We start from the raw sequence: 26,743 nt of genomic DNA, 5'->3' as shown, positions 1-26,743 counted from the left end.
CGGCCCCCGCAATCGGAACAAACGGGCTAACCTCGTCCTAAGGGACCTTCTGGAGGTGGCTCGATGCTCTACATGCTCGCCGCGATCGGCGCGATCTGTGTCGCCGTTCTGCTGTGGCGGGCGTTCGTCGCCAGCCCCGAGCAGGCTGGCGAGCCTGGCGAGCGCCGCATACCGAGGCCGGGCCGGCCGAGCCGGCCGTCTCCCATCGCCCCCGACGACGACCCCGACTTCCTGCGCAAGCTGGGCGAGCGCAAGCCGCCGCCCCCCGAGCCCGACGGCAACTAGGGCACGTCCTGGCCGCGCGTCCGCCGCGAGCCAGGTGACCGCGGCGGCTCGGCCTCCACTCGCTCAGCGCACGTAGTAGAACTCGCTCGGAAAGCCGTCGGCGACCGTCGCTGCCAGCTCGAGCAGAGCCAGCCTGGTCGGGGCGGCCAGCCGGTCCAGCTCGATCTCCGCGCCCTCCTCGAGGTGCGGGTCGAACGGGATGCGGCAGACCGCGCGGCAGCGGGCGCCGAAGTGCTGGGCCAGCTTGTCCAGGTCGACCGACCCGGCTCGCGGGCGAACCGAGTTGATCACCGCGACCGAGCGGGCCACCAGGTCCCGGTAGCCGTGCACGTCCAGCCAGTCGAGGGTCGCCGACGCACTGCGGGCGCCGTCCACCGAACCGGAGGACACGATCACCAGCGAGTCGGCGATGTCGAGCACGCCCTTCATGGCCGAGTGCATGAGCCCGGTGCCGCAGTCGGTCAGCACGATGTTGTAGAAGTGCTCGAGCAGGGCGACCGTGCGCCGGTAGTCCTCCTCGCTGAACGCCTCGGAGACCGCCGGGTCCTGCTCGCTGGCCAGGACCTCGAGCCGGCTCGGGCCCTGTGAGGTGTAGGCCCGGATGTCGCTGTACCGGTGGATGCGGTCGGCGTCGCGCAGCAGGTGGCGAACGGTCGCCGTCGTCTCCAGCGGGATCTTCTGGCTCAGCGTGCCGCGGTCGGGGTTGGCGTCCACCGCGATCACCCGGTCGCCGCGCAGCGAGGCGAACGTGGAGCCGAGGGTGGTCGTGGTGGTGGTCTTGCCCACACCGCCCTTCAGGCTCAGCATGGCGATCTTGTAGCAGCCCCGCAGCGGCTGGTTGACCCGGGTTATCAGCTCCCGGCGGTGGACGTCGGCAGGGCTCTCACCGACGTTGATCAGGCGTCCGCTGGCGACGTAGACGGCCTTGCGCCAGCCCGACTGGGGTCGGCGCTTGCTCTGCTTGATCAGCTTGGCCGAGGACAGCTCGTCGGTCTGGCGGCGGTCGCCCTGGCGGTTCGACTGCTGGGCCTGCGGCGGCTGCGCGGGGACGCCGGGGAACCGCTGCGGATAGGTGGACATCGGGGGGTGGCCGTAGCCCGGCCCCGGCGGAGGCGAGCCCTGCACGCCACCGGGGGCCTGGTGCGGTCCCGAGGCCGAAGGGTCCTGGTAGCCGTGCGCCCCGAACTGTCCGGGTACCGCCTGTTGCGGACCGGACACCGCTGGGTCGTGGTAGCCCGGCGCTCCGTGCTGGGGACCGGACATCGACGGGTCGCCGTAGCCCGGCGCTCCGCGGTGGGGGCCGGACGCCGAGGGGTCGCCGTAGCCCGGCGCTCCACGGTGGGGGCCGGACACCGACGGGTCGCCATAGGCCGGGGCCGCGTGCTGGGGGCCCGAGACCGACGGGTCCGCGTAGTTCGGCCCGCCGTGCTGGGGGCCGGACACGGACGGGTCGGCGTAGTTCGGCGCGGCGTGCTGACCGGAGACCGAGGGGTCCTGGTGGCTCGGTGCCGCGTGCTGCGGGCCGGAGCGGCCAGGCTCACCCGAGGACGGCTCCTGGCTGCCGGACGCGGCGTTCTGGGGTCCGGACTGGACGGTCTGCTGTGGACCTGTCTGGTGTGGACCGGAGGCAGACGGGTCGGCGTGGCTTGGCGCTCCGGGCTGTCCGCCCGCCGGCCCCGAGCCGGGGGCCTGCGCGCCGTACTGCGGCTCCGCCGCCGCGGGCTCGCTGTAGTGCGGCTGTGGGTGCGGACCCGAGGCACGCGCCTCCTCGGCGTGGGCGGCCGTCGGACGCGGACCAAAGTCCGGCGTGCCCTGATCACCCTCGGCACGCTGGCCGGGCGGCAGCCAGGAGAAGTCCTGGCCCACTCCAGCCGTGTCCGGCTCGCGTTCGCGCCCACTCACCGCTGGATTCCTCCCTGAAAGACTGCCCGAGACCGCCTCCGACGCGACGGTAGTCGTAGCGTCGGAAGACGGTCGACACGGGGCCTACCGGTGTTCGCACCAGCAACCGTGTCAGTTCGGGCAGCCCTCAGGTAGGTCCGGCACCGAAACGTTAGCGACCGAGCAGGTCGCCGAGCGGATTGATCATGGTGAGGGCGGGCTGGTCGCCGCCGCTCAGCACACCGGTCACCGGCGACAGCACGTCACCGACGGTGTCGGTGACCGGCTCGACGACGTCCCCGACCGTGTCGGTGACCGCGCCGACCGTGTCGGTGACCGGGGCGACGACCTTCTCGAGCGTGCCCCGCTGGGGCTCCCACTCGGGTGTCGCCGGCGGGTCCGGAGCAGGCGCCGGTGCGGGCTGCTCAGCCTGCCCGCCGGCACCACCACCGGTACCGGAGCCGCCCCCGCCGCCCGCACCGCCGTTACCGCCGCCGACCGTGCCGCTGCCCTCGCCGAGGGCCGGCGGCTGGTAGCCCTGGTCGGCTGGCGAGGTGACCGTCGAGCCGTTCCTGGCCACCTCGCTGACCGACCCGTCGGCCTGGTCGGGCCGCGTGGTGTCCTTGCGCTCGGTCTTGTCCCGCTCCGGCGGTGCGGTGACCGCCGCGCCCCCGATCTCGTCCCGGTCCGGCCCGGGCGACGCCGTGGCGTGCTCCGGCGCCTGCTCCCCCAGGAACGGCGCTGTCGCACTGCTCAGACCGAGTGCGCCGGCGGCGAAGGTACCGGCGACGAGCAGGGCGCCGGCGGCCACGCCGAACGTCCATCTCCGTGCGCCGGCGTCGTCGATCTCTCCGTCGATCTCAGCCGGATCGGCATAGATCTTGCGGAGCCCCAACGGGTGCTCTCGGCTGAACGTTTGCGCAGCCGGTACCCTTTTGTGACCCCCCACAGCAGGTATGTACGTCACTCACACCCTCCTGGCCTGCTTGCCTCACCCATTTGGATGAATGCGGCGAACCCCGATGGCGGAGAGTACTGACCTTTTGGCAGATTGTCCAACAACCCTGGTCAGATGCCGGCGTAGGAGTGCAGCCCGGCCACGACGAGGTTGATGAAGAAGAGGTTGAACACCATCAGCGCGAAGCCGACGATGTTGATTACGGCGGCTCGTCCGCCGCGCCAGCCGGCCGTCGCGCGGGAGTGCAGGTACGCCGCGTACACGACCCAGGCGATGAAGGCGACCGTCTCCTTGGGATCCCAGCCCCAGAACCGGCCCCAGGCGGACTCGGCCCAGATCGCGCCGAAGATCACGCCTGCCGTGTAGATGGGGAACGCGAAGACGGTGGTGCGGTAGGCGACCTGGTCGAGCACCTCGGCCGCGGGCAGCCGGCCGGCCCATCCCGGGCGGCGCACCTTGACCAGGTACAGCCCGCTGACCACGCCGGGAACGAGCACCATGCCGCTGCCCAGCGCGATCGCGAACACGTGGATGACCAGCCAGTAGGACTGCAGCGCCGGCTGGACCGGCGCGGCCTCGCTGTAGAGCACCACGCCGCCGAGGAACATCAGCACGATCACCGGCAGCAGCACCCACACCGACAGGTGCTGGATGGCGAACCGGCGGAGCACGACCAGCCAGGTCACCACGGCGAACAGGCACAGCGTGGCACCGAACTCGTACATGTTGCTCCACGGCACCCGCCCGGTGGCGAGCCCGCGCAACACCAGCGCGCCCAGGTGCATGACCACCCCGAGCACGGTCAGCGCGACGGCCATCCGACCCATCCGGCGCGCGCGGGCACCCCGGTCGGTCTCCTCGCCGGCCCCATCCCGGTCCGACCCGGCGGGCGGGTCAGCGGGGGGCGTGGCGGAACCGCCGGCGCCCGCGCCGACCAGCTCACGCTCGCGGACGGCCCGGGGCACCCGCCGGCCGAAGGCCTGGTCGACCAGGGAGAGCAGCATCGCCAGCACGTAGACACCCACGGCGGCGCCATAGCACCAGTCGCTGTAGGTCGAGAGCGTCTCGTTGACCGGCATCAGGTCTCCCTCCCTGCGGTGACGTCCTGTCGTACGACGTCGTCCGGCGCGGGCCGCGGCAGCAGGTCGTCGGCGATGCGGCCGAACTCCTCGCCGTACCCGGCCTGGTCGGTCCGCGCCAGGCCACCGAGCAGGACAACCGTACGGCCGGGGCTCTCCGGATCGGTGCTCGGGGTCGCGCGGACCCACACCCGGCGACGCTTGATCACCAGCGAGGTCCCGAGCCCGAGCACCAACAGCACCGCGAACCCGAGTACCCAGGTCTGCGCTGGGTCGTGGGAGACCTGGAGGTAGGCGAAGCGCTCGACGCCGTCGAAGCGGATGACGGTGCCGTCGTCGAGGCGGAGCTCCTCGCCCGGCCGCATGTTCTCCCTGGCGACCCGCTTCAGCCGGCCGTTTTCCACCATCGACTGGTCGATCGAGAAGATGGACTGACCGCGGCCCGAGTCGGTCCCGAGGTCTCCGCGCATCACGTCGATCGCGACCGCCGGGTCGCGCAGGTCGGGGAACGCCGAGGCCAGCACGTTGTCCTGGAGCACCGCCGTCGGCGCGAACAGACCGGTGATCGCGAGCTGCTTCGTGCGGCGCTCCGCCAGGTCGCTCACCCCGGGCGGGTCGAACTTGGTGGCGCCTTCGGACAGGTAGGTGAGCTGGTCCACGGGCCGCCACTGGACGGTGTTGGTCCGCTCCTCGCCGTTCGGGAACACGACGGTGAACGTCGGCGCGTAGCCGTTGCCGAGCAGGTAGACGCGGTCACCGACGATCCGCAGTGGGCTGTTGACCTCGAGCGGGTAGGGCCGCCAGGTGTTGCTGGCGAGGTCTTCGCCGGCCTGGTACTCGATGTCGGCGCGGAAGAAGTCGGCCTGCCCGGTCGGCAGGTAGTGCGCGGTGAAGTCGTTCACCCGGAGGCAGAACTCGTTGAGGTCGGTGCCGTCGACCCGCAGGCCCGGTTGGAAGGAGTCGTAGGCGAAGGTCCCGGAGTTGCAGAACTCCGCGCCGTTCGCGAGGACGACGACCTGGCCCTCGTAGTTGAACATCTTCCCCACGGCCAGCGCGGCGATCAGGCCCAGCATGGCGAAGTGGAACACCAGGTTGCCGAGCTCGCGCAGGTAGCCGCGCTCGGCGCTGATGCTCCGCCCGCCGTCGGCCTCCTCGCGCTCCTCCAGCCGCCAGCCGCGCAGCCGCCGCCGCGCGTCGGCCATGACCTCGGCGACCTCGGCGTCGGTGACGCCCTCCCGGTGGTGCGGCAGCCGGGCGAGGTTGCGCGGGGTGAGCACGGGCCTGGCCCGCAGCGACTTCGCGTACTCGACGGTGCGGGGCGTGAGACAGCCGACGAGCGAGACGAACAGCAGCAGGTAGATCGCCGAGAACCAGACGCTGGCGTAGACGTCGAAGAACCCGAACCGCTCGAGCAGCCGTCCCCACCAGCCGTTGTCGGCGATGTACTCCTCGACCTTGACCGCGTTCAGCCCGCGCTGCGGCAGCAGCGCGCCGGGCATGGCGGCCAGTGCCAGCAGGAACAGCAGGATCAGCGCGGTCCGCATCGAGGTGAGGCCGCGCCAGGTGTTGCGCAGGAAGGCGAGCGCGGCCCTCATAGCGGGAGCGTGGTGTCGGTGACCACGGCGTCCCGCAGCCAGGAGGTGATCTCGCCCCAGAGACCGGTGACCAGGAGCACACCGACGACGAACAGGAGGCCACCTCCGAGGAGTTGGATAGTGCGGCTGTTGCGGCGCAGCCAGCCGCTGGTGCGGACCGTCCAGCGCGCACCTAGCGCGATGACGAGGAAGGGCAGGCCAAGCCCGAGGCAGTAGAGGAGCACGAGAGCGAACCCGCGGACGGCGGTCCCACCCGTGCTCGAAGCCATGATCATCACGCTGGACAGGGTGGGCCCGAGGCAGGGCGTCCAGCCGAGGCCGAAGATCGCCCCGAGCACCGGTGCCCCGGCCAGCCCCAGGCGAGGCACCCGGTGCAGGCGCAGGTCCCGCTGCAGCCCGGGCACCAGCCCGACGAACACCAGCGCCATCGCGATCGTGACCACCCCGCCGATCCGCTGCAGGAGGTCCTGGTTGACCAGCAGGGCGTCGGCCAGCCAGACCAGGCTGCCGACGGTCGCGGCGAACACCGCGGTGAACCCGAGCACGAACAGCCCCACCGCGCCGACGACCCGCCAGCGCCCGGCCGCCACGGAACCCTCCACCGCGCCGTCCTCGGCGTCCTCCACCACGCCCTCCACCGCACCGCTTGCCTCCGCCCCGTCGCTCGCCGGCGCGCGGGCGCCGGCCGGGGCCTTGGCGGGAACGGTCACCGGCGGCGCGTCCGCGCCGACGAGCGCCGCGAGGTAGGCGAGGTAGCCGGGAACGAGCGGGACCACGCACGGGGAGGCGAAGGAGATGATCCCGGCGAGCAGCGAGACCCCGCCGGCCAGCAGGAGCGGACCGTCGAAGGCGAGGGCGGCGGGATCCACGGACCCCAGGGTAGGCACCACGCCGCACCGGCCGACCGGCGCCTCCCCGGCGCGGCGGGCGGCGCTACGTCCGCTCGGCCAGCAGGCGGTCGACCACCGGCACCAGGTCCTCGGCCAGCAGGTCGCGGAGGAACACCGCGGCGACGCGGTGCTCGGAGTCCAGCACGATCGTGGACGGCACGACCGAACGCGGGTAGCCCTTCAGCGCCAGCAGCGACCGGCCGGGCGGATCGTAGATTGACGGGTAGGTCAGCCCGGTGTCGCGGACGAAGTCCTGGGGCGCCGTCGGGTTCTCGTCTCGGACGTCGATGCCGAGCACGGTCACCCCCTCGTCCTTCTTGGCGTCGTAGAGCTTCTGCAGCTCGGGGGCCTCCACCCGGCAGGGCGGGCACCAGGCGCCCCAGATGTTGAGCACGACGACGTCCCCGGCGAAGTCGGACACCGCGAGGTCCTCGCCCTCCGACATCAGGTCGGGCCCGGACATCGCGGGGATCTTCTGGCGCTCGTCGCCGTCGTAGAAGATCTCGGTCTGCCCGCCCGGCGAGACGAACTGGAACTCGGTGCCGCGCACGACGGCGTCGGTGCCGGTCGAGCAGGCGGACAGGACGACCAGCAGGGCGAGGAGGGCCGCCCGCCTCATGCGCCGGTGACCTTCGGGCTGGACGCCCCGGCCGGCTCGGCGTAGCGGATCCCGACCAGCTTCTCGCCCTCGAACAGCAGGCTGGTCAGCGAGGCGAGCGAGCACTGGCGGCGGCGGGGGTCGTGCCAGAGGCGCTTGCCCTCGAGGAACCGCCGGACGGTCCAGATCGGCAGCTGGTGGGACACGCATACCGCCTCGTGGCCCTCGGCCCGCTGGCGGGCGCGGTACACCGCGGCCAGCATCCGGTGCGCGATCCGCAGGTAGGGCTCCCCCCAGGAGGGCAGGAACGGGTTGTGCAGGGTCGGCCAGTGGCGGGGGGAGCGCAGCGCGCCGTCGCCCACCGCCACCCGCTTGCCCTCGAACTTGTTGTCCGCCTCGATCAGCTGCTCGTCGGTGTGCAGGGTCAGCCGGTGCGAGTCGCTGATCGGGCCCGCGGTCTGCTGCGCGCGCTCCAGCGGGGAGGCGACGACGTACGTGACGTCGTTGGCCGCCAGGTGCTCGGCGACGATCAGCGCCTGCCGGCGGCCGAGCTCGGAGAGCACGAAGCCGGGCAGCCGGCCGTAGAGGATGCCGGTCGGGTTCTCCACCTCGCCGTGCCGAACCAGGTGCACGGTCGTACGCGTGATCACCGGGCCCCCTCCGCCGCGGCCGCGGCTGCCGCCGGCAGCGCCGCCGCGATCGTCTCGAACGCCTCGTCGTCCATGGCCGCGTTGACGAACCAGGCCTCGAACGCGCTGGGCGGGGGGTAGACGCCGCGGGCCAGCAGGGCGTGGAAGAACGCCGGGAACCGCTCGGTGGCCGCCGCCCTCGCGCCGGCGTAGTCGCGCACTGGCTCGGCGGTGAAGAACACCGAGAGGAGGTTGCCGGCGTACTGGACCCGGTGCTCGACGCCGGCCTCGGACAGCGCGGTGGTCAGCAGCTCCCCCAGGCGGGCGGCGTTGGCGTCCAGTGCGGTGTACACCTCGGGCGTCGCGGCCCGCAGCGAGGCCAGCCCGGCGGCGACCGCGACCGGGTTCCCGGACAGCGTCCCCGCCTGGTAGACCGGCCCGGCCGGAGCGAGCGAGGCCATCACGTCCGCGCGGCCGCCGAACGCCGCCGCGGGCAGCCCGCCCGACATGACCTTGCCGAACGTGTACAGGTCGCCGGCCACCCCGTCGAGGCCGTGCCACCCGGCGGCCGACACCCGGAACCCGGTCATCACCTCGTCCATGACCAGCAGTGCGCCGTGCCGGTCGCACAGGGCGCGCAGGCCCTCGTTGAACCCGGGTTCGGGCGGCACGGCCCCCATGTTCCCGGCGGCCGCCTCGGTGATCACCGCGGCGATGTCGTGGCCGTCGGCCGCGAAGACCGCCTCCACGGCGGCCAGGTCGTTGTAGGGCAGCACGACCGTGTCCGCCGCCGACGCGCCGGTCACCCCCGGGGTCGTCGGCAGGCCGAGCGTCGCCACCCCCGAGCCGGCCTCGGCGAGCAGCGCGTCGACGTGCCCGTGGTAGCAGCCGGCGAACTTGACGATCCTGCGCCGGCCGGTGAACCCGCGCGCCAGCCGGATCGCGCTCATCGTGGCCTCGGTGCCGGAGTTGACCAGCCGCACCTGGGCGACCGGGTCGACGCGGCCGATGATCTCCTCCGCGAGCGCGATCTCGCCCTCGGTCGGCGTGCCGAAGGAGAGGCCGGCCGTCGCCGTCGAGGCGACGGCCTCGACCACCGCGGGATGCGCGTGGCCCAGGATCATCGGCCCCCAGGAGGCGACCAGGTCGACGTACCGGTTGCCGTCGACGTCCCACAGGTAGGCACCCTCGCCGCGCACCATGAACCGGGGCGTGCCGCCCACCGCCTGGAATGCGCGCACCGGGGAGTTCACCCCGCCCGGGGTCACCGCCCTGGCTCGGTCGAACAGTTCCGCCGATCGCTGTGCCGTCTCGAGCTCAGTCGTCACGAGCCACCCTCGTCGATGTGCTGCCTTGTCGCTGTTCGTGGTGTCGCTGTTCGTGGTGTCGCTGTCCGTGGTGTCGCTGTCCCTGTCGCCGCGGCGGTCCCGCCCGCGCGGGGCCTGACCCGCACCGCGAGCACCAGCTGCCGGATCGCGTCCAGCACGAGCAGCGCGGCCAGCGCGCCGAAGCCGATCGCGCCGCCGAGCCAGTTGCCGTAGGTCCGTTCGGAGAGCAGCCGGGTCCCGTCCCCGGCCACGGTGACGATCGTCGCGAAGCCCCTGGGCCAGGCCCAGAAGGCGGCCGCCACCGCCCCGCCGGCCACCAGCAGCTCGACGACCGCGACGATCGCCCGGCGCGGCCGGTGCAGCCGGTCGGGCTCGACCGTTGGCGGCGCGGCCGGCTCGTCAAGCGCCCGCGGTGCTGTCACGACGGAAAGCCTCTCATGACCGCCTACCCCCGGCCGCGCTTGGCGAGCTGCCGCTTGCGGTGCTCGGCGAAGTACGCCGTGGACTCCGGGCGGAACATGAACACGACGGCGGTGACCGCGAACGCGACCTCGGCCAGGCTCCAGATCAGCCCGAGTTCCGCGCCGCTGGCGGCCATCGCGTTGAGGAAGCGGACCACGCCGATGAACGCCAGCACGGTGATCACCATCCGCGCCCAGTTCCGGCCGGCCCGCATCTTCAGCGCGAACAGCAGGGACAGGCCGAGGAAGACGGCGATGCCGAAGGCCATCGCGAGCCGGAAGGTGCCGATCGCGGTGGCGACCTCCTGCTCCCCGTCCGGCAGGCCGGCGCCCCGCAGCGTGTCGCGCACCAGCACGAGCATCGTCTCGCGGTCGAGCATCAGGGTGAGGACCGTCGCGACGGCGCCGATCACCGCACCGGCGACGCTGGCCTGGAACGCCGTGTCGACGGCCTTGGGGCGGGGGATCGTCACGCCACCCGGATCGTCCCGGACCGGCGGCGCGGGCTCTGGCCGGAGGCCGTCCTCGTGCGGGTTCGACACGTGTCCATTCAACATGACGTGTGCGGGTTCAGGAGGGGCCGGGTTCGACGAGCCGGCGCAACGCCTCGCGCAGGCCGTCGTCGTCGCGTGCCCAGGCGAGCACGACCGAGCCGTCGGTGAGGCGCAGCGGGATCGAGGTCGTCCTGCGCGGCACGGTCCAGCCACCGCCCAGGATGCGCGCCCCGGCCGGCGTGCCGACGTCGGTGACCGCGGCGATGTCGTCCACCGGCAGCGGCTCACGGCCCTGGGTGAGGGTGCCGGTGGTCAGCCTGACCAGGTAGACCCGCCGCCGCGCGGACACCCAGACCAGGGCGCCGCCGCCGAGGCCGCCACCCACCAGCAGCCAGGCGGGCCAGTGCACCGGACCGGTCAGCGCCTCCAGCACGATGCCGGCGAGGGCGAACAGCGGCCCCCAGAGCACCGGCCACCAGCTGGACCCGCGCTCGGCGAACAGGACCGGCTCGTCTTCTGGTATGGACGCACTCACCTGAGGGGCTGGCGGGGTGGGTAGAAGGTGCGGGAGGCGGGCATGTATAGCAGGGCCGCCGCGATCGCCGAGATCATGCCGGCCAGCTGGCCGAACAGCGTCGGCACCAGCATGAAGTGGAACAGCACGACCATCACGGTCACGATCGTCACCAGCATCCTGGCCCGCCGTTGGCCCTCCATGGCCTTGTACGCGAACAGTGCCTGGAACACGCCGAAGACGACGTTGATGACGAGGAACACCCACAGCCCGTTGGTGACGCTGCTCTCGACCTCCTCCCGGGTGAGGTCCCGGTCGCCGTTGTCGAACTCGAGGGCGTTCGAGACCAGCGTCTCCTTGTTGAGCATCAGGTAGATCGCGCCGAACAGGCTGATCAGCACGGCCGCGACGATCAGGTAGAAGCCCCAGCGGATGACGGCCGGGGGCGGCCGGTCGCCGATCTCGGCGGCGGCCTCGCGGGCGGTCGGCATCACCGGCCGCTGCCGCTCGGGACGCACTACCGGCTTCGACCGCACCTCGGGCGCGGGCTCCGGTTCGGGTTCGGGCGTGACCTCGTCACGTTCGGTCACGTCCTGCCCGGCGTCGTCGCGGTCGGTCACGCCGTCGGTCACGCCGTCGTCATCGGGCCGGTCCGAACTGCCTGGCTTCGTCACGGCGGGGAGGGTACCCCGGTACCGATCGGGTCAGCGCAGCCAGCCCGCGGCCTCGGCCGCCCAGTAGGTGAGCACGACATCCGCGCCGGCCCGCCGCAGCGACGTGAGCGTCTCCAGCACGGCGTCCCGCCGGTCGAGCCAGCCGTTGGCCACCGCGGCCTCGACCATCGCGTACTCGCCCGAGATCTGGTACGCGGCGACGGGGACCTCGCTGATCTCGGCCACCGCGCGGATCACGTCGAGGTAGAGCATGCCCGGTTTGACCATCACCAGGTCCGCACCCTCGTCGAGGTCGAGCCGCACCTCGCGCAGCGCCTCCCGGACGTTGGCCGGGTCCTGCTGGTAGGTCTTGCGGTCCCCGGTCAGCTGGGACTCGATGGCGTCCCGGAACGGCCCGAAGAACGCCGAGGAGTACTTCACCGAGTAGGCGAGGATCCCGACGTCGGTCCTGCCGACCCGGTCCAGCGCCTCGCGGACCGCGCCGACCTGGCCGTCCATCATCCCGCTCGGGCCAAGCAGGTGCGCCCCGGCCTCGGCCTGGGCGAGCGCCATCTCCCCGTAGACCCGCAGCGTGGCGTCGTTGTCGACGTTGCCGTCGGCGTCGAGCACCCCGCAGTGGCCGTGGTCGGTGAACTCGTCCAGGCACAGGTCGGACATCAGCACGGTCTCGTCCCCGAGCTCGGCCCGCAGGTCGCGCAGCGCCACGTTGAGCACGCCGTTCGGGTCGACGCCGCCGGAGCCGACGGCGTCCCGCTCGGCCGGCACACCGAACAGCATCAGTCCGCCGACGCCGGCCTGCACGGCCTCGACGGCCGCCTTGCGCAGGCTGTCCCGGGTGTGCTGGACGACGCCGGGCATCGTCGCGATCGGGACCGGCTCGCTGGCACCTTCCTTGACGAACATCGGCAACACCAGCTGGCTGGGTCGCACGGTCGTCTCGGCGACCAGCCGGCGCATGGCGGGGGTGGTGCGCAGCCGGCGGGGCCGGTGGCTCGGGAACATCAGCTCTCCCTAACGGCGGGCTCTCTTCGTCTTGCGGGGCGGGGGCAGCGCGCCCTCGGCGCGCAGCCGGGCGGCGTGCTCGGCGAGGGCGTCGACCAGTGCGGGCACGTGGGCGTGCTCCGGCTGGACGTCCACCCGCAGGCCGAACTCGCGCGCGGTCTCGGCGGTCTTCGGGCCGATGCAGGCTACGAGGGTACGGGTGTGCGGCTTGCCGGCGATGCCGACCAGGTTCCGCACGGTCGAGGACGAGGTGAAGCACACCGCGTCGAACCCGCCGGTCTTGATCATCTCGCGGGTCTCGGCCGGCGGCGGCGCGGCCCGGACGGTCCGGTACGCGGTGACGTCGTCGATCTCCCAGCCGCGGTCGCGCAGACCGGCGGCGAGGGTCTCGGTGGCGATGTCGGCACGCGGCAGCAGCACGCGGTCGACCGGGTCGAGGATGTCGTCGTAGGGCGGGAACTCCTCGAGCAGGCCCTCGGAGGACTGCTCGCCGGAGGGCACCAGCTCGGGGATGATGCCGAAGCCGCGGACCTTCTCCGCGGTCGCCTCGCCGACGCAGGCGATCTTGACGCCGGAGAACGCCCTGGCGTCCAGGCCGAACTCGGCGAACTTCTCCCAGACCGCGCGGACGGCGTTGGTCGAGGTGAACACCAGCCACTGGTAGCGGCCGTCGACCAGGCCCTTGACCGAGCGCTCCATCTGGGCGGGGCTGCGCGGGGGCTCGACCGAGATCGTCGGCACCTCCGAGGGGATGGCGCCGTGCAGCCGCAGCCGCTCGCTCATCTCGCCCGCCTGGTCCTTGGTCCTGGGCACCAGCACCCGCCAGCCGTACAGGGCGCGGGACTCCCACCAGGACAGCTTGGTCCGCCCGGCGACCGCCTGGCCGACGGTCACCACGAGGTTGCCGGCGATCTCGCCGGCGTCCGCGGCGAGCGAGGCCAGCGTGGTGTCCAGCGTGCGCTGGCCGGAGCCGGTGCCGTCCGCGGTGACCGCGACCGGGGTCTGGGCCGCGAGCCCGTGCTCGACCAGTGCCGAGGCCGCCTCGGCGAGGTGGCTGGAGCTGGCCAGCAGCACGAGCGGGCCCGGGGTGGCCGCGAGGCCGGCCCAGTCGACCTCCCCGCGGACGTCGACCTCGGTATGCGTGGCGCCGAGGGCGATGCCGGCGTAGGCGGGCACCGCCGTCGCCGGCGGAACGCCCGGCACGACGTCGAACGCCGCGCTGGTCTTGGCCACCGCCTGCGCCTCGGCGACGAGCGCGGAGTGCGTGAGCGGATCCCCGGAGACCAGGCGGATCACCGTTCGGCCCGCCTTGGCCTCGGTCACCAGGTCCTTGGCGACGTCGTTGGGGTCACCGACGGCCGGGCGGACCTCGGGCTCGCCCTCGACGTCGCTGCCGGCGAACTCGAGCACGGCCGCCGGCACGTCCGGGTCGGTCACGACGAGCTCGGCGCGGGCCAGGAGCTCCCTGGCACGGATGGTCAGCAGCCCCGGGTCACCGGGTCCGGAACCAACGAACGCGATGCGCCCCGAGCTCTTTCGGGTACGGGTGGTCATATCGGCCACTTCCTATCGAGATGACGACTCGGGACCGGACGGCACGCCGGCTCCGAGTTCGAGCAGCTCGGCGGCCAACGCACGCCCGAGCTGCTCACCTTCGGTCAGGTCACCGGTGGCCGAGGCCCGGAGCAGGCCGACGGCGGAACCCTCCAGGTCGCCGTCCGCGGTCCAGTTCGCGGCCGCGACCCCACGCAGCGACAGGCGGTGAACCACCTTGTCGTCGGCGTCGAGGTCCTCGACCACATCGGCCAAAGCACCAACCGGGGCGTTGCAGCCGGCCTCGAGCGCGGCCAGCATGGCGCGCTCGGCGGCCACCGCGAACCGGGTGGCTTCGTCGTCCAGAACGGACTGGAGGAGGTGTTCGGTGTCGACGTCGTCGACCCGGCACTCCACCGCGATCGCTCCCTGCGCGGGAGCAGGCAGGACCTGGATCGGGTCGAGCACCTCGGTGATCTCCGCCAGCCTGCCGAGCCGGGCGATCCCGGCCCTGGCGAGCACGACGGCATCGAGCTCGCCGTCGGCCACCTTCCGGATCCGGGTGTCGACGTTGCCGCGGATCGGCACGATCGACAGGCCGAGCCCGAGCGCCTGCAGCTGCGCCGCTCGGCGTGGCGCGCCGGTCCCCACCCGGGAACCGGGGGGCAGCTCACCGAGGGTCAGCCCGTCCCTGGCCACCAGCGCGTCCCTCGGGTCGGCCCGCGGGGGTACCGCGGCGAGCGACAGCCTCGGGTCCGGCTTGGTCGGCAGGTCCTTGTACGAGTGCACGGCCACGTCCACCGTGCCCTCGGCGAGCGCGTCGCGCAGCGCCGAGGTGAACACGCCGATGCCGATCTCGGCGATCGGCGCGGACGAGCGGTCCCCAGGGGTCTCGATCGTGACCAGCTCGACGGTCGCGCCGGCCCGCTCGAGGTCCGCGGCCACCGAGCTGCTCTGGGCGAGAGCGAGGGCGCTGCCCCTGGTCCCGATCCGGATCGTGCGGGTCACCTTGGCTCACCGTCTGTCGTACTGGTCGCAGCACGGGTTGCCGTGCTGATCGTCGATGGCGCCGCGGGGTCGAGCTGGAACAGCTCGCGCAGGGCCTCGGCGTACTCGGCACCACCCGGTCCGGAGGCCAGCTCCTTGACCCGGACGGTCGGGGTGTGCAGCAGCTTGTCCACGACCCGGCGCACGGTCTGGGCGAGCTCGTCGCGCACGCCGCGCTCCAGCTCGGGTAACCGCGAGTCCAGCCGAAGCAGCTCGGCGTCGACGACCTCGGCGGCCCGGCGCCGCAGCGCGGTGACCGTCGGGGTGACCTCGGCGGAGCGCTGGGCGGCGAGGTAGCCGCGCACCTCCTCGGCGACGATCTCACTGGCGCGCCGGGTGTCCAGCCCGCTCGGGGCGGTCGCCAGCCGACGCTGCAGGCTCTCCAGGTCGACGATCGTGACGTTCGCCAGCTCGCCAACCGCGGCGTCCACGTCACGGGGCAGGCCGAGGTCGCAGACCACCAGCGGGCGGGTGCGCGCGACGACCGAGCCGGCGTCGATGACCGTGCCCCCCGCACCCGTGCAGGCGACCACCAGGTCGGCCCGGGCGATGTGGGTGGCGAGGTCGTCGAGGCCGACCGAGGTGGCCGGCACGCCGTGTTCGCGCTGCAACTGCGCCAACCGGGCGGCGGTGGCCTCGGTCCGGTTGGCGACCACGATCTCGCCGATGCCCGCGCGGCGCAGCGCGGCCGCGGTGAGCCCGCCCATCGAGCCGGCGCCGACCAGCAGCGCCGAGCGGCCGGCGAGGCCGCCCAGCAGCCGGTCGGCGTCGGTGAGGGCCTCGGAGACGACCGAGCCCGCGGCCCGGTCCAGTCCGGTCTCGGTGTGCACCCGCTTACCGACCCGCAGAGCGCGCTGGACCAGCTCGTGCAGGGTGCGGCCGACGGTCCCGGCCTCGCGGGCCACGCCGTAGGCGTTGCGCACCTGGCCGAGAATCTGGGGCTCACCGACCACCATCGACTCGAGGCCGGCGGCCACGGAGAACAGGTGGGCCACCGCCGCGCCCGCGTAGTGGACGTAGAGATGCTCGTAGAGCTCCGCGGCGTCCAGGCCGGAGTGCCGGCCGAGCACGGCGACGATGTCGCCCAGCCCGCCGTGGAACGCCTCGACGACCGCGTAGACCTCGACCCGGTTGCACGAGGTGACCAGGGTGACCTCGGTAACGTTGGGGCAGCGCACCAGCTCGTCGAGAACCTTGCCCGTCTCACCGGACGGCACTACCGCGCGCTCGAGGACGCGCAGGTCGGCGGACCGGTGGGAGAGCCCGACAGCGAGCAGGCTCATCGGCGCACCACCACCCCGCGCGGAGCGGCGACGCCGTCGACCCGGGGGGCGGGCGTGGCGTCGTCGGCCGGCGCGTGGTCGGCACGCCTCGCGACGTGGAAGGAGAGGATCTGCAGCTCGACGGCGAGGTCGACCTTGCGCACCTCGACGGTCTCCGGGACCTGGAGCACCACCGGCGCGAAGTTCAGGATGCACTCGACACCGGCCTGCACCAGCCGGTCGCAGACCGCCTGGGCCGCGGCCGGGGGCGTGGCGATGACGCCGATGGTGACCTCGCGGGCGGCGCAGACGGCGGGGATGTCGTCGATGTGGTCGACCGGGATCCCCCCGACGGGAACACCCATCAGGTCGGGGTCCACGTCGAACAGTGCCGTCACCGGGAAACCTCTGCCTGGGAAACCGCCGTAGTTGGCGAGCGCATGTCCGAGGTTACCGATTCCCACGACGGCCACGCTCTGTTCACGCGTGAGACCGAGCACCCGCTCGATCTGGTCGATGAGCACCTCGACCTCGTATCCGACGCCCCGCGTGCCGTACGAGCCGATGTAGGACAGGTCCTTGCGGAGCTTGGCCGAGTTCACCCCGGCGGCCGCGGACAGCTCCTCGCTGGAGACCGACGCCACGGCCTGCTCACGCATCCCGGACAGGACGCGGAGGTAGACGGCGAGACGGGCGACGGCGGCCTCCGGGATCGCCCTGGCGCGGTCGCGCAGCCCCGGCGCGGGCATCCCGTTCCCGCCGATGGCGGGCATTGGCGTGGTGATCTCGGCCGCGTTCTCGGCAGGCGCACGGGGTGGTCTACCGGCTGCGTCGGACTGGCCACGCTGCGCCACGCTGGTACTCCTCGAAAGACTGGGCCCCTGGGATGTGCTTACGGTAGCCGCTTGTGAACGTAGGCACAAAGTCGCCGGCCAGGGACGTCGACCGCCGCCCTTTACCTGATGTCTACTACGGTCCGGTCGCGCTCCGGTTGAGAGGGCCGAACGACTAACGAGCGGTGACCGTCACCGTGTGCCACCCGGTGGCGCCGTCGGGAGCGGGGGCGGCGAGCCGGTCGGTCTGGGTGACACCGGACCGGTCCGTGGCGCGGACCGCGATCCGATGCTCTCCGGCCGACAGGTCGAGCGCCACCCGCCACATGCGCCACGTGTTCCGGTCCACCTCGACGGCCAGCTCGGCCTCGTGCCAGACGCCGTCCACGCCCACCTCGACCCGGCGGATGCCGATTGCCGGCGCCCAGGCCACCCCGGCGACGGTCACGCGGGTGCCGGTGGTGGCGCCGTCGCGCGGTGTGTCGATCCGCGACTGGGTCTTGACCGGGCCGCGAGCCGACCAGCCGCGCGGCATCCAGTAGCCCTGCTTCGCGGCGAAGGTGGTCAGCTCGAGGTCGGTCACCCACTTGGTCGCCGAGACGTACCCGTAGAGGCCCGGCACCACCAGGCGGGCCGGGAAGCCGTGCTCGACCGGGAGCGGCTCGCCGTTCATGCCGATCGCGAGCAGCGCTCCGCGCTCGGGGTCGAGCACCGCGTCGACGGGGCTGCCCGCGGTGAACCCGTCGACGCTGGTGGACAGGAGCTGGTCGGCCCCGGGCCGGACGCCGGCCTCGGTCAGCACGTCCCGCAGCGGAATGCCGATGAAGGTGGCCGTGGACACCAACGAGCCACCGACCTCGTTGGACACGCAGGCCATCGTGATCGGCCGCTCCACCAGGTCCCGGGCGCGGACCTGCGCGTAGTCCAGCTCGAGCTCCCGGTCGACCAGGCCGTGCACCCGCAGCCGCCACTCCTCGGCCGTGACGCGGGGGACCGTGAGCGCGGTGTCGATCCGGTAGAAGTCGCGGTTGGCGGTGATGAAGCTCGCGGTGCCGGGGAAGTCGGCGCCGGGCGGGACGGGCGGCGCCGGCTCGGCGACACGCAGCCGGCCGACCGCGCGCCGCGACCCCTCGACGTCCACCCTGGACGCCAGTACCTGGCCCAGACCGCCCAGCGCGCCCGCGCCGGCGACCACCCCCGCCGAGAGCCGCAGGAAGTCGCGCCGACCCCGGTCGGCGGCGAGGGGGACGGCCCTGCGGTGCAGCAGCGAGAAGACGGTGGCCCCGGTGAGCAGGCTCGCGGCCGGGGCGGCGATTCCGAGCTGGCCGAGGTCCGGCCGACCGAGCACGGCCACGAACCCGACGACGCCGAGCGCCGCGACGACCAGCAGCCCGGGCGCCGGCCTGGTCCGCGCGAGCACGCCGGCGCCGGCCGCGCAGGCCAGGACCACCAGCGCCACCCCGGCGAACAGCACGAGCTTGTCCGCGGTGCCGAAGGTCTCCTTGGCCCATTCGGTGACCGGGTGCGGGCTGAGGTCGCGCACCCAGTTGCCGACGGCGAGGAACGGTGAGGCCGCCGGCCCGACGAACCCGGCCACGAGATGCCCCGCCGCGAGCGCGGCGAGGAGGGAGACCAGCCCCACGGCGACCGCCCGGCGCCGGCCAAGCCGGGTGGGGGTGACGGTGGCGGCCGCCACGGCCGCTTCCGCGGTCGGCTCGGCGGCGGTCACCGGGTGGGTCGTCGCTCCGGTCTCGGAGCCGCGCTCGGGATGCACGCCTCCACCGTCGTCCTCGGCAGCCCCGGGCGGCAACCGGATCGCGCTTACGGCTTCCTTACCGCCCGGTCGGCGCCAGCGCCGCCCGCAGGCGGTCCTCCTCGACCCGCCAGTAGCCGTGCTGCTCGTCGTCGACGAGGATCACCGGGACGTAGTCGCCGTACTCGGCCCGCAACTCGGGGTCGGCGTCGACATCCCGCACGTCCCACTCCACGTCCAGCTCCGCGCAGATGCGTGCCACGTCGGCCTCGGCCACCTCGCAGAGGTGGCAGCCCTCCCGCGACACGACGGTCACCCTGGCCACCATTCAGGCGACACTACCGCGCAGGCTCGCCCGGCGGACCTTCCCGGTCACGCCGTGCGGCAGCGAGTCGACGAACTCCACGGCACGCGGGACCTTGAACCGGGCCAGCCGCTCGGCGCAGTGCTCACGGACGGTGTCCTCGGTCAACACGGCCCCCGGCCGCAGCACGATCACCGCCTTCACCAGCTCGCCGGTTCGCTCGTCCGGCACGCCCACCGCGGCCGCCTCGGCCACCTCGGCCAGCTCGCCGAGCACCCGCTCGACCTCGTTGGGGTAGACGTTGAACCCGTTGACAATGATCAGATCCGTCGCCCGGTCCACCAGCCGCAGGTCGCCGTCGGCGTCGAAGTAGCCGACGTCGCCGGTGCGGAACCAGCCCTCGGCGTCCGGGCCGTGCGCACCGTCGGGCCAGTAGCCGCTGAACAGGTTGGGCCCGCGGGCCGCGACCCGGCCCGTCTCCGAGCGGGGGTCGGCCACGTCGTCGAACCAGCCTTCCTCGTCCGGGTCGGCCCCGGCGCCGACCGGGCGGCCGTCCGAGTCCACCAGCGTGATCTCCACCCCGGGCAGCGGGCGCCCGACCGAGCCCGGCTTGGCCACCCCGGCGACGAGGGTGGAGGTGAGCACCGGCCCGGTCTCGGTGAGCCCGTAGCCCTCGAACACCGACAGGCCGGTAGCCGCGCGGATCGTGGCCAGCACCGACGGCGGCAGCGGCGCCGCGCCCGAGGTCAGCAACCGCACCGACGAGAGGGCCTCGGCGAGCCGGTCCGCCCCGACGGCGGCGAAGGCCTGGTACATGGCCGGCACGCCGACCACCGCGGTGACCCGGTTCTCGGCACAGGCGGCGAGTGCGCGGTCCACCCCGAAGGTCTCCATCAGCACTGCCGTCGCCCCGGCCGAGGCCACCTGCAGCAGGCCGGGACCGAGGCCGTAGGCGTGGAACAGCGGCACGGCCAGCAGCACCCGGTCGGTGGAGTTGACCGGAGCCGGGCGCAGGGCCGCGCACTGCGCGACGTTCGACAGGAGCGCGCGGTGGGAGAGCATCACCCCGCGCGGAAGGCCGGCGGTGCCGGAGGTGTAGCAGAGGACCGCGAGGTCCTCGCCGCCGCGCGGCTCGTCGGCGGTGAGCTCGACCCCGCTCGGGGCTGGGTCGAGCTCGGGTGGGGGCAGGACGGTGGGGAGGCCGCCCGAGGCCTCGGCGAGGAGGTCGCCGAGCCCGTCCGGGGCCGTGCCGACCAGGAGGGCGGCGCCGCTGTCGTCGAGCACCCGCGCCAGCTCGGGGGCCGGCGAGCTGATGCCGACCGGTACCGCGACCCCGCCGGCGCGCAGCACGCCGAACAGCGCCACCGCGCACCGCGAACCGTTGGGCAGCACGACGGCCACCCGGTCGCCGGGCACCAGGCCGGCCTCCAATAACCTCCCGGCGAAGGCGGTCACGGCGGCGTCCACCCGCTGCCAGGACAGCGCCGCACCGCCGCCCTCGTCGAGCAGCGCGGCATGCTGTGGTACCCGCCGCGCGGCCTCGGTGACCAGGTCGGCAACGTTGCCGGTCAGCGCGTCGACCATTGCGATTCTCCGCATCTTTTGCCAATTCCCCGTAACTTCCCGCAGTGTGGCACGACTCACTTGCGTCATGGTTGACCACCCGACAAGTCTCAACACGGAACGGCCATGCAGCGTGAGCGAGCACACGTATGCTGCTCAGGCGGGCTCCGGTCGGCGGTGCAGCTGGTCGGGAAGCGATGAGGAGAAGATCCATGCCGTCCGTGCGCCCAGTTCCACGGGACGCGGTGGGGACCACACAGGACGGGCCGGACGGCGGGGGTCCGGCCGAGGGTGCGATCCCCCGCCAGGACTCCGGCGGCTCCTGGGATCTCGTACATGCGGCGCAGGACGGTGACCGGGGCGCGTTCGCCGAGCTCTACGACCGGTACGTGGACGTCGTGTTCCGCTACGTGCTGTTCCGCGTGGGCGACCGGGAGCTGGCCGAGGACGTCACGAGCGAGACGTTCCTGCGCGCGCTGCGCCGGATCACCTCAATCAGCTACCAGGGCCGGGACGTGGGCGCCTGGTTCGTCACGATCGCCAGGAACCTCGTGCTCGACCACGTGAAGTCGAGCCGGTTCCGGTTGGAGGTCGCGACCGCCGAGATCGACGACTCCCAGCACGTCGAGGCGGGACCCGAGCAGCAGGTGCTGGCCAGGGTCACCCGCACCGCGCTGCTCGAGTGCGTCAGCCAGCTCGGCGACGACCAGCGGGAGTGCATCGTGCTGCGCTTCCTGCAGGGCCTGTCGGTCGCGGAGACCGCGCAGGTCATGGACCGCAACGAGGGTGCGGTGAAGGCGTTGCAGCACCGCGCCGTGCGCCGGCTGGCACAGCTCCTGCCGGCGGAGCTGCGATGAGCCCTAATTCCAGGCGTAGAGCCGTAACCCGCGCCCGCCGGGCTCGTTCACAACAGGAGATCCCGGATTCGGTTCCGGGGTCAGGACCGGAGCACGATGTGAACACGGGCAACGGGCCGGACCGGCCGGGGAGCGAGCGAACCGGGCACGAGCACATGGTCGTGCCCGCCCTCGCCTCCCTCGCCCCGCTGACCGCTCCGACACCGGTCGAGCGCGCCCGCATGCGCGAGCGCGTCCTCGCCGGTCTGGCCGAGCACGCCGAACCGGCCGCCGACTCCCCCGGAGCGGCGGCCACCGTGGAACCGAGCACTGAACAGCCGAAGACAGCAAACCCGAGCACAGCGGAACCGAGCACAGCCGAACCACACGCCTCCGGGCGAGTCGCGCGGGCACGTCGGGGGCCACGCGGCCGCTGGAGATCGGGTCGGGGCGCCGGACAGGGGCCTGGTCGCGGTCGGTCAACCGACCAGCCGGCCAGGCCACTGTCCGGCGCCAGGGCCCGCTTCGCCGTCGCGGCGGTCGCGGTGCTGGCGCTGGTCGGCTCGCTGGCCGGGATGAGCCTGCTGCTGGCGAGGGACGCGCTGCCGGGCGACGCTCTCTACGGGTTCAAGCGCACGGCCGAGGCCGCCTCGCTCGGCCTCACCTTCGGCGACGAGTCCAAGGCGCTCAAGCACCTCGACTTCGCCGCAGCACGGATCAGCGAGATCGAAACCCTCGCCCGGCGCTACCCCGACCCGGAGAGCGCGCCGGTCGGCAGCTACCTCACCGCGCTCACCGACTTCGACAACGACGCGGCCGCCGGCTCCCGCCAGCTGGTCGCCCTGGCGACCAGGGAGGACGGAAGCCAGCTGGAGCTGCTCGGCACCTGGTCGCGACAGCAGGACGCGCGGTTGACCGCCGTACCGTTCCCCGCCGCCGTGCGCGGCCGCGTGGTCGCCTCACGCGGCCTGTTGACCAAGATCGTCGGCAGGACCGACGCGCTGCTCGCCAGGATGGACTGCTACCAGATCACCTCGGGCTCCTTCGACGACGTCGGCGCGCTGCCCGCGACCGACGCCTGCCGGCCGGTCTCCGGCACGTCGCCCGCCCCGACGCCTGGCACGACGCCCGGCACGACGCCCGGCACGACGCCCGGCACGACGCCCGGCACGACGACGACACCCCGCGGCACCCCGCCGACCGCCACCCCGCCGGCAGGCGGCGGCCAGGAGCGGCAGCCGTCCGCGCCGCCGCTGCCGGACCTGCCCGGCGCCGTGACCACCGTCGTCCCGGGGGACCAGCAGCCCTCCGGAGGCGGCGCGGCCCCACCGGCCGACAACGGCGCGACGCCGCCGTCGGCGACGCTGCCGCTGCCCCTGCCGCCGGTCGACCTGCCGCCGTTGCTACCCGGGGAGACCGGTGTGCGCCTCGGCAGTTGATCGCGGAACGAGCAGCCCGCATCGCTACGCTGTCGGGGGATTACAGGTGGTCGAATCGCGGAGGCGAAGTCGTGTCGCTGTGGCGTGGCCGTGAGAAGCAGCCGGAGCTCGAGCAGCAGCTCGCCACGCTCGCCGGCGAGGCCTCGGCCGAGGCTGCGGTCGCCCTGGAGCGCGCGACCGAGGTGCCCGGGGTACCGCGCCCGGTCCCGGCGGACCTGACCGCCGCGGCGTTCTTCGACGTCGACAACACGATGATGATGGGTGCGTCCATCTTCCACTTCGCTCGCGGCATGGCCGCCCGGAAGTTCTTCACCAGCTCCGACCTCGCCAAGTTCGCCACGCAGCAGGTGTTGTTCCGGGTGGGCGGGCGGGAGACCCGGGACGGGATCCGCAACGCACGCGAGTCCGGGCTGTCGTTCGTGGCCGGGCACTCGGTCGCCGAGCTGATGGCCCTCGGCGAGGAGATCTACGACGAGCTGATGGCCGACAAGATCTGGCCGGGCACCCGCTCGCTGGCCCAGATGCACCTCGACGCCGGTCAGCGGGTCTGGCTGGTGACGGCGACCCCGGTCGACCTCGCGACGATCATCGCCCGCCGGCTCGGCCTCACCGGCGCGTTGGGCACGGTGCTGGAGAGCGAGGACGGCGTCTACACCGGCCGGCTGGTCGGGGAGATGCTGCACGGGCCGGCCAAGGCGCATGCCGTGCGCGCGCTGGCAGCCCGGGAAGGACTGAACCTGCGTCGCTGCACCGCATACTCGGACTCGGCCAACGACGTGCCGATGCTCTCGGTCGTCGGCACGGCGGTCGCTGTCAACCCGGACGGCACGCTGCGGGAGACCGCGCGCAAGCGCGGCTGGGAGATCCGGGACTTCCGCACCGGCCGCAAGGCGGCCCGGATCGGGGTGCCCTCCGTGCTCGGCGCGGGTGCGCTGGCCGGTGCCGTGGCCGCCGGGCTCGCCTACCGCCGGCGGCTGTTCTGATTGTTCGCTCCGCGAGGGCGCTTACCCTCCGTCTTCCCTCCTTCGCGTCCTCGGCGCCTGGGGCGCCTGCGGGCGCTGCGTCGGTCCAGACGGAGGACGCGCCCTCGCTCCGCTCACGCAGCCGCGAACGGTTCACCGCTCTCGGGAGTTGGGTGCTGTGCGTCCCGGCTTTGCTATGGGTCGCGGGGGCGGGAGGGGTGACGCTTGCTCGCTACCGGTCATGTGAGCAGCTAGAAGATTCCTGGGCGGGCGGCGACCGCGCGGTCGAGGGTGGTCTGGATGGTGTCGCGGACGCGGTCGGCTATGTCCAGGACCAGTGCCTGGTCCTGGTCGGCGCCCGGGCCGGCCAGGTCCGTCCGGACCGGCTCGCCGAAGTGGATCGTCCACTTCGTCGGCAGCGGGATCGCCCCGAGCGGGCCGAGCAGCGGGAACAGCGGGGTCACCGGGAAGTACGGCAGGCCCAGCAGCCGCGCCAACGGCCTGAGCTCGCCGATCTTGGGGTGGATCTCCTCGGCACCCACGATCGAGCACGGGATGATCGGCACCTCGGCCCGCAGGGCCGTCGCCACGAACCCGCCCCGGCCGAAGCGCTGTAGCCGGTACCGGTCGCGGAAGGGCTTGCCGATGCCCTTGAACCCCTCCGGCCACACCCCGACCACCTCACCGGACCGCAGCAGGCGCACCGCGTCGGCGCGGCAGGCCAGCGTCTGGCCGGACCGGCGGGCGATGTCGGCGAGCACGGGGACCTTGAACAGCAGGTCGGCGCCCAGCATCCGCAGGTGCCGGTGCTCGGGGTGGACGTCGTGCACCGCGACCGCGGTCATCGCGGCGTCCCAGGGCACGGTCCCGGAGTGGTTGGCGACGACCATGGCCCCGGTGCCGGCCGGCAGGCTTCCGGTCACCGTCACCCGGAACCACTTCTCGAAGATCGCGCGCATCGGCGGGAGCAGGACGGTGTCGGTGAACTCGGGGTCGAAGCCGAACTCGTCCACCGGGTAGTCGCCGGTCAGCCGGTGGCGGAGGAACTCGCGGAGGTTCGGCGCCGGGCCGTGCGGCTGCCGGACCAGCGCGGGAGTGGCGGGGCGCAGCGGCGCCGCATCCTCCACCCCCCGGCGGCGCAGCGGGATGACCCTGGCTTCGGGCACCGTGTTCGCCTCACATCCGGTCGGGTGTCACTGGTCAGCGCGGCGGGCGGGCGTGGACGTGGTCGTCGAGGGCCGCGGAGGTCGACCACCTGGGGGCGTAGCCGAACGACGTCCGGAGCCGGCTGGTGTCGACGACCCGCCCGAAGCTGAGCAGGCGGGTGAGCCCCGGCGAGACCGGGGTCCTGGCGATCCTGGCAGCGGCGGGAACGGCCGCCGCCGGTACCGGCAGGGCGACGCGACCGGCGCGGCGCAGCGCCTGGGACAGCAGGAGCACGCCGTCGCCGGCGACGTTGAACACGCCGGGCAGGTCGTGCGTGCTCGCGCGGTGCAGCACGGCTACCGCGTCCTGGTGGTGCAGGAACTGCACCCGGGCGTCGAAGCCGAGGACGGTGGGCACCACCGGGAGGCTCAGGTAGCGGCCCAGCGCGCTGTCCACCCGGCCGGAGAGCAGCTCGGCCAGCCGGAAGACCGTCAGCGTGGTGCCGGGCGAGCTGGTGGCGAAGGCCCTGGCCTGCTCCTCGACCTCGAGGGCGGCGGGGCGCGGCGCGCCGGCGGGGACGTCCTGCTCGGTGAACACGGCCGGCGCGTTCGGCCCGGCGCCGTACACCTCTGTCGTCGAGCGCACCACCAGTCTGCGCACGCCGCCGGCTCGCTGACAGCTCGCGAGCAGGCGCATGGTGGCGACCACGTCGTGGTCTTCGGACAGCCGGCCGGGGCTGGGCCGGTCGGCCGAGCGCGGAGCGGCGTACACCACGGTCTCGACGCCGGCGGAGCGGAGCACCTCGACGAGGAGTGGGCTGCCCGGCTCCGCGACCACGAGCTCGACCCGCTCGGGTAGACCGACGGCCGGTGGGCGCGGAGCGGCGACGATCACCCGGCGGACGACGGGATCCGCCGCCAGCCGGGCGGCCAGCCGGCCGCCGACGTGGTCGGCGACCCCGGTCAGCAGAACGACGTTCGACGCCATGCGACTCCGGGAGGATCGATCAGGTTGCTGGCGATCCGGCTGTCACGGTGTCGGACCCGCCAGCCACCGTACCGCCAGAATCATGATCGAACCGCTGCCGTAGCCCAGTGGTTCACGTAGGTTCACACGCCTGTTTCGCGGATGTCCCCCGTTCGGTGGCACCCGCGACCCGGCGCGTCCTACTTCTTCAGCTTGCGGCGCTGCACTCGCGTCTTGCGCAGAAGCTTGCGGTGCTTCTTCTTCGACATGCGCTTGCGGCGCTTCTTGATGACCGAGCCCATGCGGATCCTTCACTGTAGTCGGTGATCGATCTTGCCTGGGGCAGGCAACGACCACTCGACCGTCAGGTCACGGACGTGCTCAGAAAACCAGGCGCAACGGTCGTCAAGGTTACCCGGCGGGTGATGGAGGTCGGTCACCGGCTATCCGATCGCCTCATCCGGCGTCGAAGTAGGCACTGCGGAGGTAGTCGTTGACCGCCTTCTCGGGCACCCGGAACGACTTCCCGACCCGCACCGCGGGCAGCTCGCCGTTGTGCACGAGCCGGTACACCGTCATCTTCGACACCCGCATCAGGGTCGCCACCTCGGCCACGGTCAGGAACCGGACCTGGGCAAGTCCTGGATGTTCGGGGTCGTTCGTGTTCGCCGGCATCATCACCAGCCCTTCGACACGCGTCGCGCCGCCGGC

Annotated in this window: 28 protein-coding genes; 4 read left to right on the top strand and 24 right to left on the bottom strand. The window is 73.1% G+C overall.

Translation table 11 applies throughout. From position 1 onward, the window contains the following. The first annotated feature begins 63 nt into the window (after positions 1–63). Positions 64–285, top strand: a complete 222-nt coding sequence (locus BU204_RS20550) for a hypothetical protein (protein ID WP_075127317.1) — start codon at positions 64–66, stop codon at positions 283–285. Between the two features lie 63 nt (positions 286–348). Here the strand turns inward: BU204_RS20550 and BU204_RS20545 are convergent, their stop codons facing one another. The 20 genes from BU204_RS20545 to BU204_RS20450 all read right to left on the bottom strand — a co-directional run bounded on the left by BU204_RS20545 (position 349) and on the right by BU204_RS20450 (position 20,719). Beyond that, positions 349–1,728, bottom strand: coding sequence for a MinD/ParA family ATP-binding protein (locus tag BU204_RS20545; protein ID WP_075127351.1), 1,380 nt, complete (start codon positions 1,726–1,728; stop codon positions 349–351). A 610-nt stretch (positions 1,729–2,338) separates the two neighbouring features. Continuing rightward, positions 2,339–3,061 carry a hypothetical protein gene (locus BU204_RS39245; protein ID WP_075127316.1) on the bottom strand — a complete coding sequence of 241 codons (723 nt, stop codon included), beginning with the start codon at positions 3,059–3,061 and terminating at the stop codon, positions 2,339–2,341. 173 nt (positions 3,062–3,234) lie between these two features. After that, positions 3,235–4,203: a c-type cytochrome biogenesis protein CcsB gene (gene ccsB, locus BU204_RS20535; protein ID WP_075127315.1), complete on the bottom strand. Its 969-nt coding sequence runs from the start codon at positions 4,201–4,203 to the stop codon at positions 3,235–3,237. Then, positions 4,203–5,798: a cytochrome c biogenesis protein ResB gene (gene resB / locus BU204_RS20530; RefSeq protein ID WP_075127314.1), complete on the bottom strand. Its 1,596-nt coding sequence runs from the start codon at positions 5,796–5,798 to the stop codon at positions 4,203–4,205. The genes ccsB and resB overlap by 1 nt, the downstream gene beginning before the upstream one ends. Further along, positions 5,795–6,676 (bottom strand): cytochrome c biogenesis CcdA family protein, encoded by an 882-nt coding sequence (locus tag BU204_RS20525; protein WP_075127350.1) that lies wholly within the window; start codon positions 6,674–6,676, stop codon positions 5,795–5,797. The genes resB and BU204_RS20525 overlap by 4 nt, the downstream gene beginning before the upstream one ends. 55 nt (positions 6,677–6,731) lie before the next feature. Further along, positions 6,732–7,307 carry a TlpA family protein disulfide reductase gene (locus tag BU204_RS20520; RefSeq protein ID WP_075127313.1) on the bottom strand — a complete coding sequence of 192 codons (576 nt, stop codon included), beginning with the start codon at positions 7,305–7,307 and terminating at the stop codon, positions 6,732–6,734. Further along, a complete protein-coding gene (locus BU204_RS20515) occupies positions 7,304–7,933 on the bottom strand; it encodes a histidine phosphatase family protein (RefSeq protein ID WP_075127349.1) in 630 nt (209 codons plus the stop codon). The genes BU204_RS20520 and BU204_RS20515 overlap by 4 nt, the downstream gene beginning before the upstream one ends. Next, on the bottom strand, positions 7,933–9,243 hold the full coding sequence (gene hemL, locus BU204_RS20510) for a glutamate-1-semialdehyde 2,1-aminomutase (RefSeq protein WP_075127312.1): 1,311 nt from the start codon (positions 9,241–9,243) through the stop codon (positions 7,933–7,935). Before hemL ends, BU204_RS20515 begins: the two co-directional genes overlap by 1 nt. Continuing rightward, positions 9,240–9,665 carry a hypothetical protein gene (locus BU204_RS20505; RefSeq protein WP_075127311.1) on the bottom strand — a complete coding sequence of 142 codons (426 nt, stop codon included), beginning with the start codon at positions 9,663–9,665 and terminating at the stop codon, positions 9,240–9,242. Before BU204_RS20505 ends, hemL begins: the two co-directional genes overlap by 4 nt. Positions 9,666–9,688: 23 nt before the next feature. Then, on the bottom strand, positions 9,689–10,246 hold the full coding sequence (locus tag BU204_RS20500; RefSeq protein ID WP_075127310.1) for a hypothetical protein: 558 nt from the start codon (positions 10,244–10,246) through the stop codon (positions 9,689–9,691). A gap of 28 nt (positions 10,247–10,274) precedes the next feature. Continuing rightward, positions 10,275–10,733: a hypothetical protein gene (locus BU204_RS20495; protein WP_233160433.1), complete on the bottom strand. Its 459-nt coding sequence runs from the start codon at positions 10,731–10,733 to the stop codon at positions 10,275–10,277. Continuing rightward, positions 10,730–11,386, bottom strand: coding sequence for a hypothetical protein (locus BU204_RS20490; protein ID WP_143229613.1), 657 nt, complete (start codon positions 11,384–11,386; stop codon positions 10,730–10,732). The genes BU204_RS20495 and BU204_RS20490 overlap by 4 nt, the downstream gene beginning before the upstream one ends. Before the next feature lie 30 nt (positions 11,387–11,416). After that, the gene (hemB, locus tag BU204_RS20485; protein ID WP_075127308.1) at positions 11,417–12,388 is read right to left on the bottom strand and encodes a porphobilinogen synthase; all 972 of its coding nucleotides are present in this window, start codon (positions 12,386–12,388) and stop codon (positions 11,417–11,419) included. Between the two features lie 9 nt (positions 12,389–12,397). Then, positions 12,398–13,942 (bottom strand): bifunctional uroporphyrinogen-III C-methyltransferase/uroporphyrinogen-III synthase, encoded by a 1,545-nt coding sequence (locus BU204_RS20480; protein ID WP_075127307.1) that lies wholly within the window; start codon positions 13,940–13,942, stop codon positions 12,398–12,400. Between the two features lie 12 nt (positions 13,943–13,954). Next, entirely contained in the window at positions 13,955–14,929 is a 975-nt protein-coding gene (gene hemC, locus BU204_RS20475) for a hydroxymethylbilane synthase (RefSeq protein WP_075127306.1), read from the bottom strand. Continuing rightward, the gene (locus BU204_RS20470) at positions 14,926–16,251 is read right to left on the bottom strand and encodes a glutamyl-tRNA reductase (protein ID WP_075127305.1); all 1,326 of its coding nucleotides are present in this window, start codon (positions 16,249–16,251) and stop codon (positions 14,926–14,928) included. The genes hemC and BU204_RS20470 overlap by 4 nt, the downstream gene beginning before the upstream one ends. Continuing rightward, the gene (locus tag BU204_RS20465) at positions 16,248–17,084 is read right to left on the bottom strand and encodes a redox-sensing transcriptional repressor Rex (RefSeq protein ID WP_075127304.1); all 837 of its coding nucleotides are present in this window, start codon (positions 17,082–17,084) and stop codon (positions 16,248–16,250) included. Before BU204_RS20465 ends, BU204_RS20470 begins: the two co-directional genes overlap by 4 nt. A 154-nt stretch (positions 17,085–17,238) precedes the next feature. Next, positions 17,239–18,759: a molybdopterin-dependent oxidoreductase gene (locus BU204_RS20460; RefSeq protein ID WP_408608025.1), complete on the bottom strand. Its 1,521-nt coding sequence runs from the start codon at positions 18,757–18,759 to the stop codon at positions 17,239–17,241. 136 nt (positions 18,760–18,895) lie between these two features. Beyond that, on the bottom strand, positions 18,896–19,144 hold the full coding sequence (locus tag BU204_RS20455; protein ID WP_075127303.1) for a glutaredoxin family protein: 249 nt from the start codon (positions 19,142–19,144) through the stop codon (positions 18,896–18,898). Further along, positions 19,145–20,719, bottom strand: coding sequence for an AMP-binding protein (locus BU204_RS20450; RefSeq protein WP_075127302.1), 1,575 nt, complete (start codon positions 20,717–20,719; stop codon positions 19,145–19,147). It abuts the gene before it with no gap. Positions 20,720–20,895: 176 nt separating this feature from the next. Here BU204_RS20450 and BU204_RS20445 point away from each other — a divergent pair, with 176 nt between their 5' ends. From BU204_RS20445 to BU204_RS20435, 3 genes are all read left to right on the top strand, one after another. Beyond that, positions 20,896–21,540: a sigma-70 family RNA polymerase sigma factor gene (locus BU204_RS20445; RefSeq protein ID WP_198942932.1), complete on the top strand. Its 645-nt coding sequence runs from the start codon at positions 20,896–20,898 to the stop codon at positions 21,538–21,540. A 98-nt stretch (positions 21,541–21,638) separates the two neighbouring features. Next, positions 21,639–22,958: a DUF5667 domain-containing protein gene (locus BU204_RS20440; RefSeq protein WP_075127300.1), complete on the top strand. Its 1,320-nt coding sequence runs from the start codon at positions 21,639–21,641 to the stop codon at positions 22,956–22,958. Positions 22,959–23,029: 71 nt separating this feature from the next. After that, positions 23,030–23,941, top strand: a complete 912-nt coding sequence (locus BU204_RS20435) for an HAD family hydrolase (RefSeq protein ID WP_075127299.1) — start codon at positions 23,030–23,032, stop codon at positions 23,939–23,941. Between the two features lie 230 nt (positions 23,942–24,171). Here BU204_RS20435 and BU204_RS20430 read toward each other — a convergent pair whose 3' ends face one another. From BU204_RS20430 to BU204_RS20415, 4 genes are all read right to left on the bottom strand, one after another. Next, positions 24,172–25,086 (bottom strand): lysophospholipid acyltransferase family protein, encoded by a 915-nt coding sequence (locus BU204_RS20430; RefSeq protein ID WP_075127298.1) that lies wholly within the window; start codon positions 25,084–25,086, stop codon positions 24,172–24,174. A gap of 34 nt (positions 25,087–25,120) precedes the next feature. Further along, positions 25,121–26,053, bottom strand: a complete 933-nt coding sequence (locus BU204_RS20425; protein WP_075127297.1) for an NAD-dependent epimerase/dehydratase family protein — start codon at positions 26,051–26,053, stop codon at positions 25,121–25,123. 179 nt (positions 26,054–26,232) lie between these two features. Then, positions 26,233–26,334, bottom strand: coding sequence for a 30S ribosomal protein bS22 (locus BU204_RS20420; RefSeq protein ID WP_018684825.1), 102 nt, complete (start codon positions 26,332–26,334; stop codon positions 26,233–26,235). A 154-nt stretch (positions 26,335–26,488) separates the two neighbouring features. Further along, complete coding sequence (locus BU204_RS20415) at positions 26,489–26,707, bottom strand: helix-turn-helix domain-containing protein (RefSeq protein ID WP_143229617.1); 219 nt, start codon at positions 26,705–26,707, stop codon at positions 26,489–26,491. Between the last annotated feature and the right edge of the window lie 36 nt (positions 26,708–26,743).

The sequence above is a fragment of the Actinophytocola xanthii genome (genome assembly GCF_001921205.1).
GTDB classification, from domain to species: domain Bacteria; phylum Actinomycetota; class Actinomycetes; order Mycobacteriales; family Pseudonocardiaceae; genus Actinophytocola; species Actinophytocola xanthii.
Note: the sequence above shows the minus strand (reverse complement) of the source record. Positions and strands in the feature narration are given on the sequence as shown.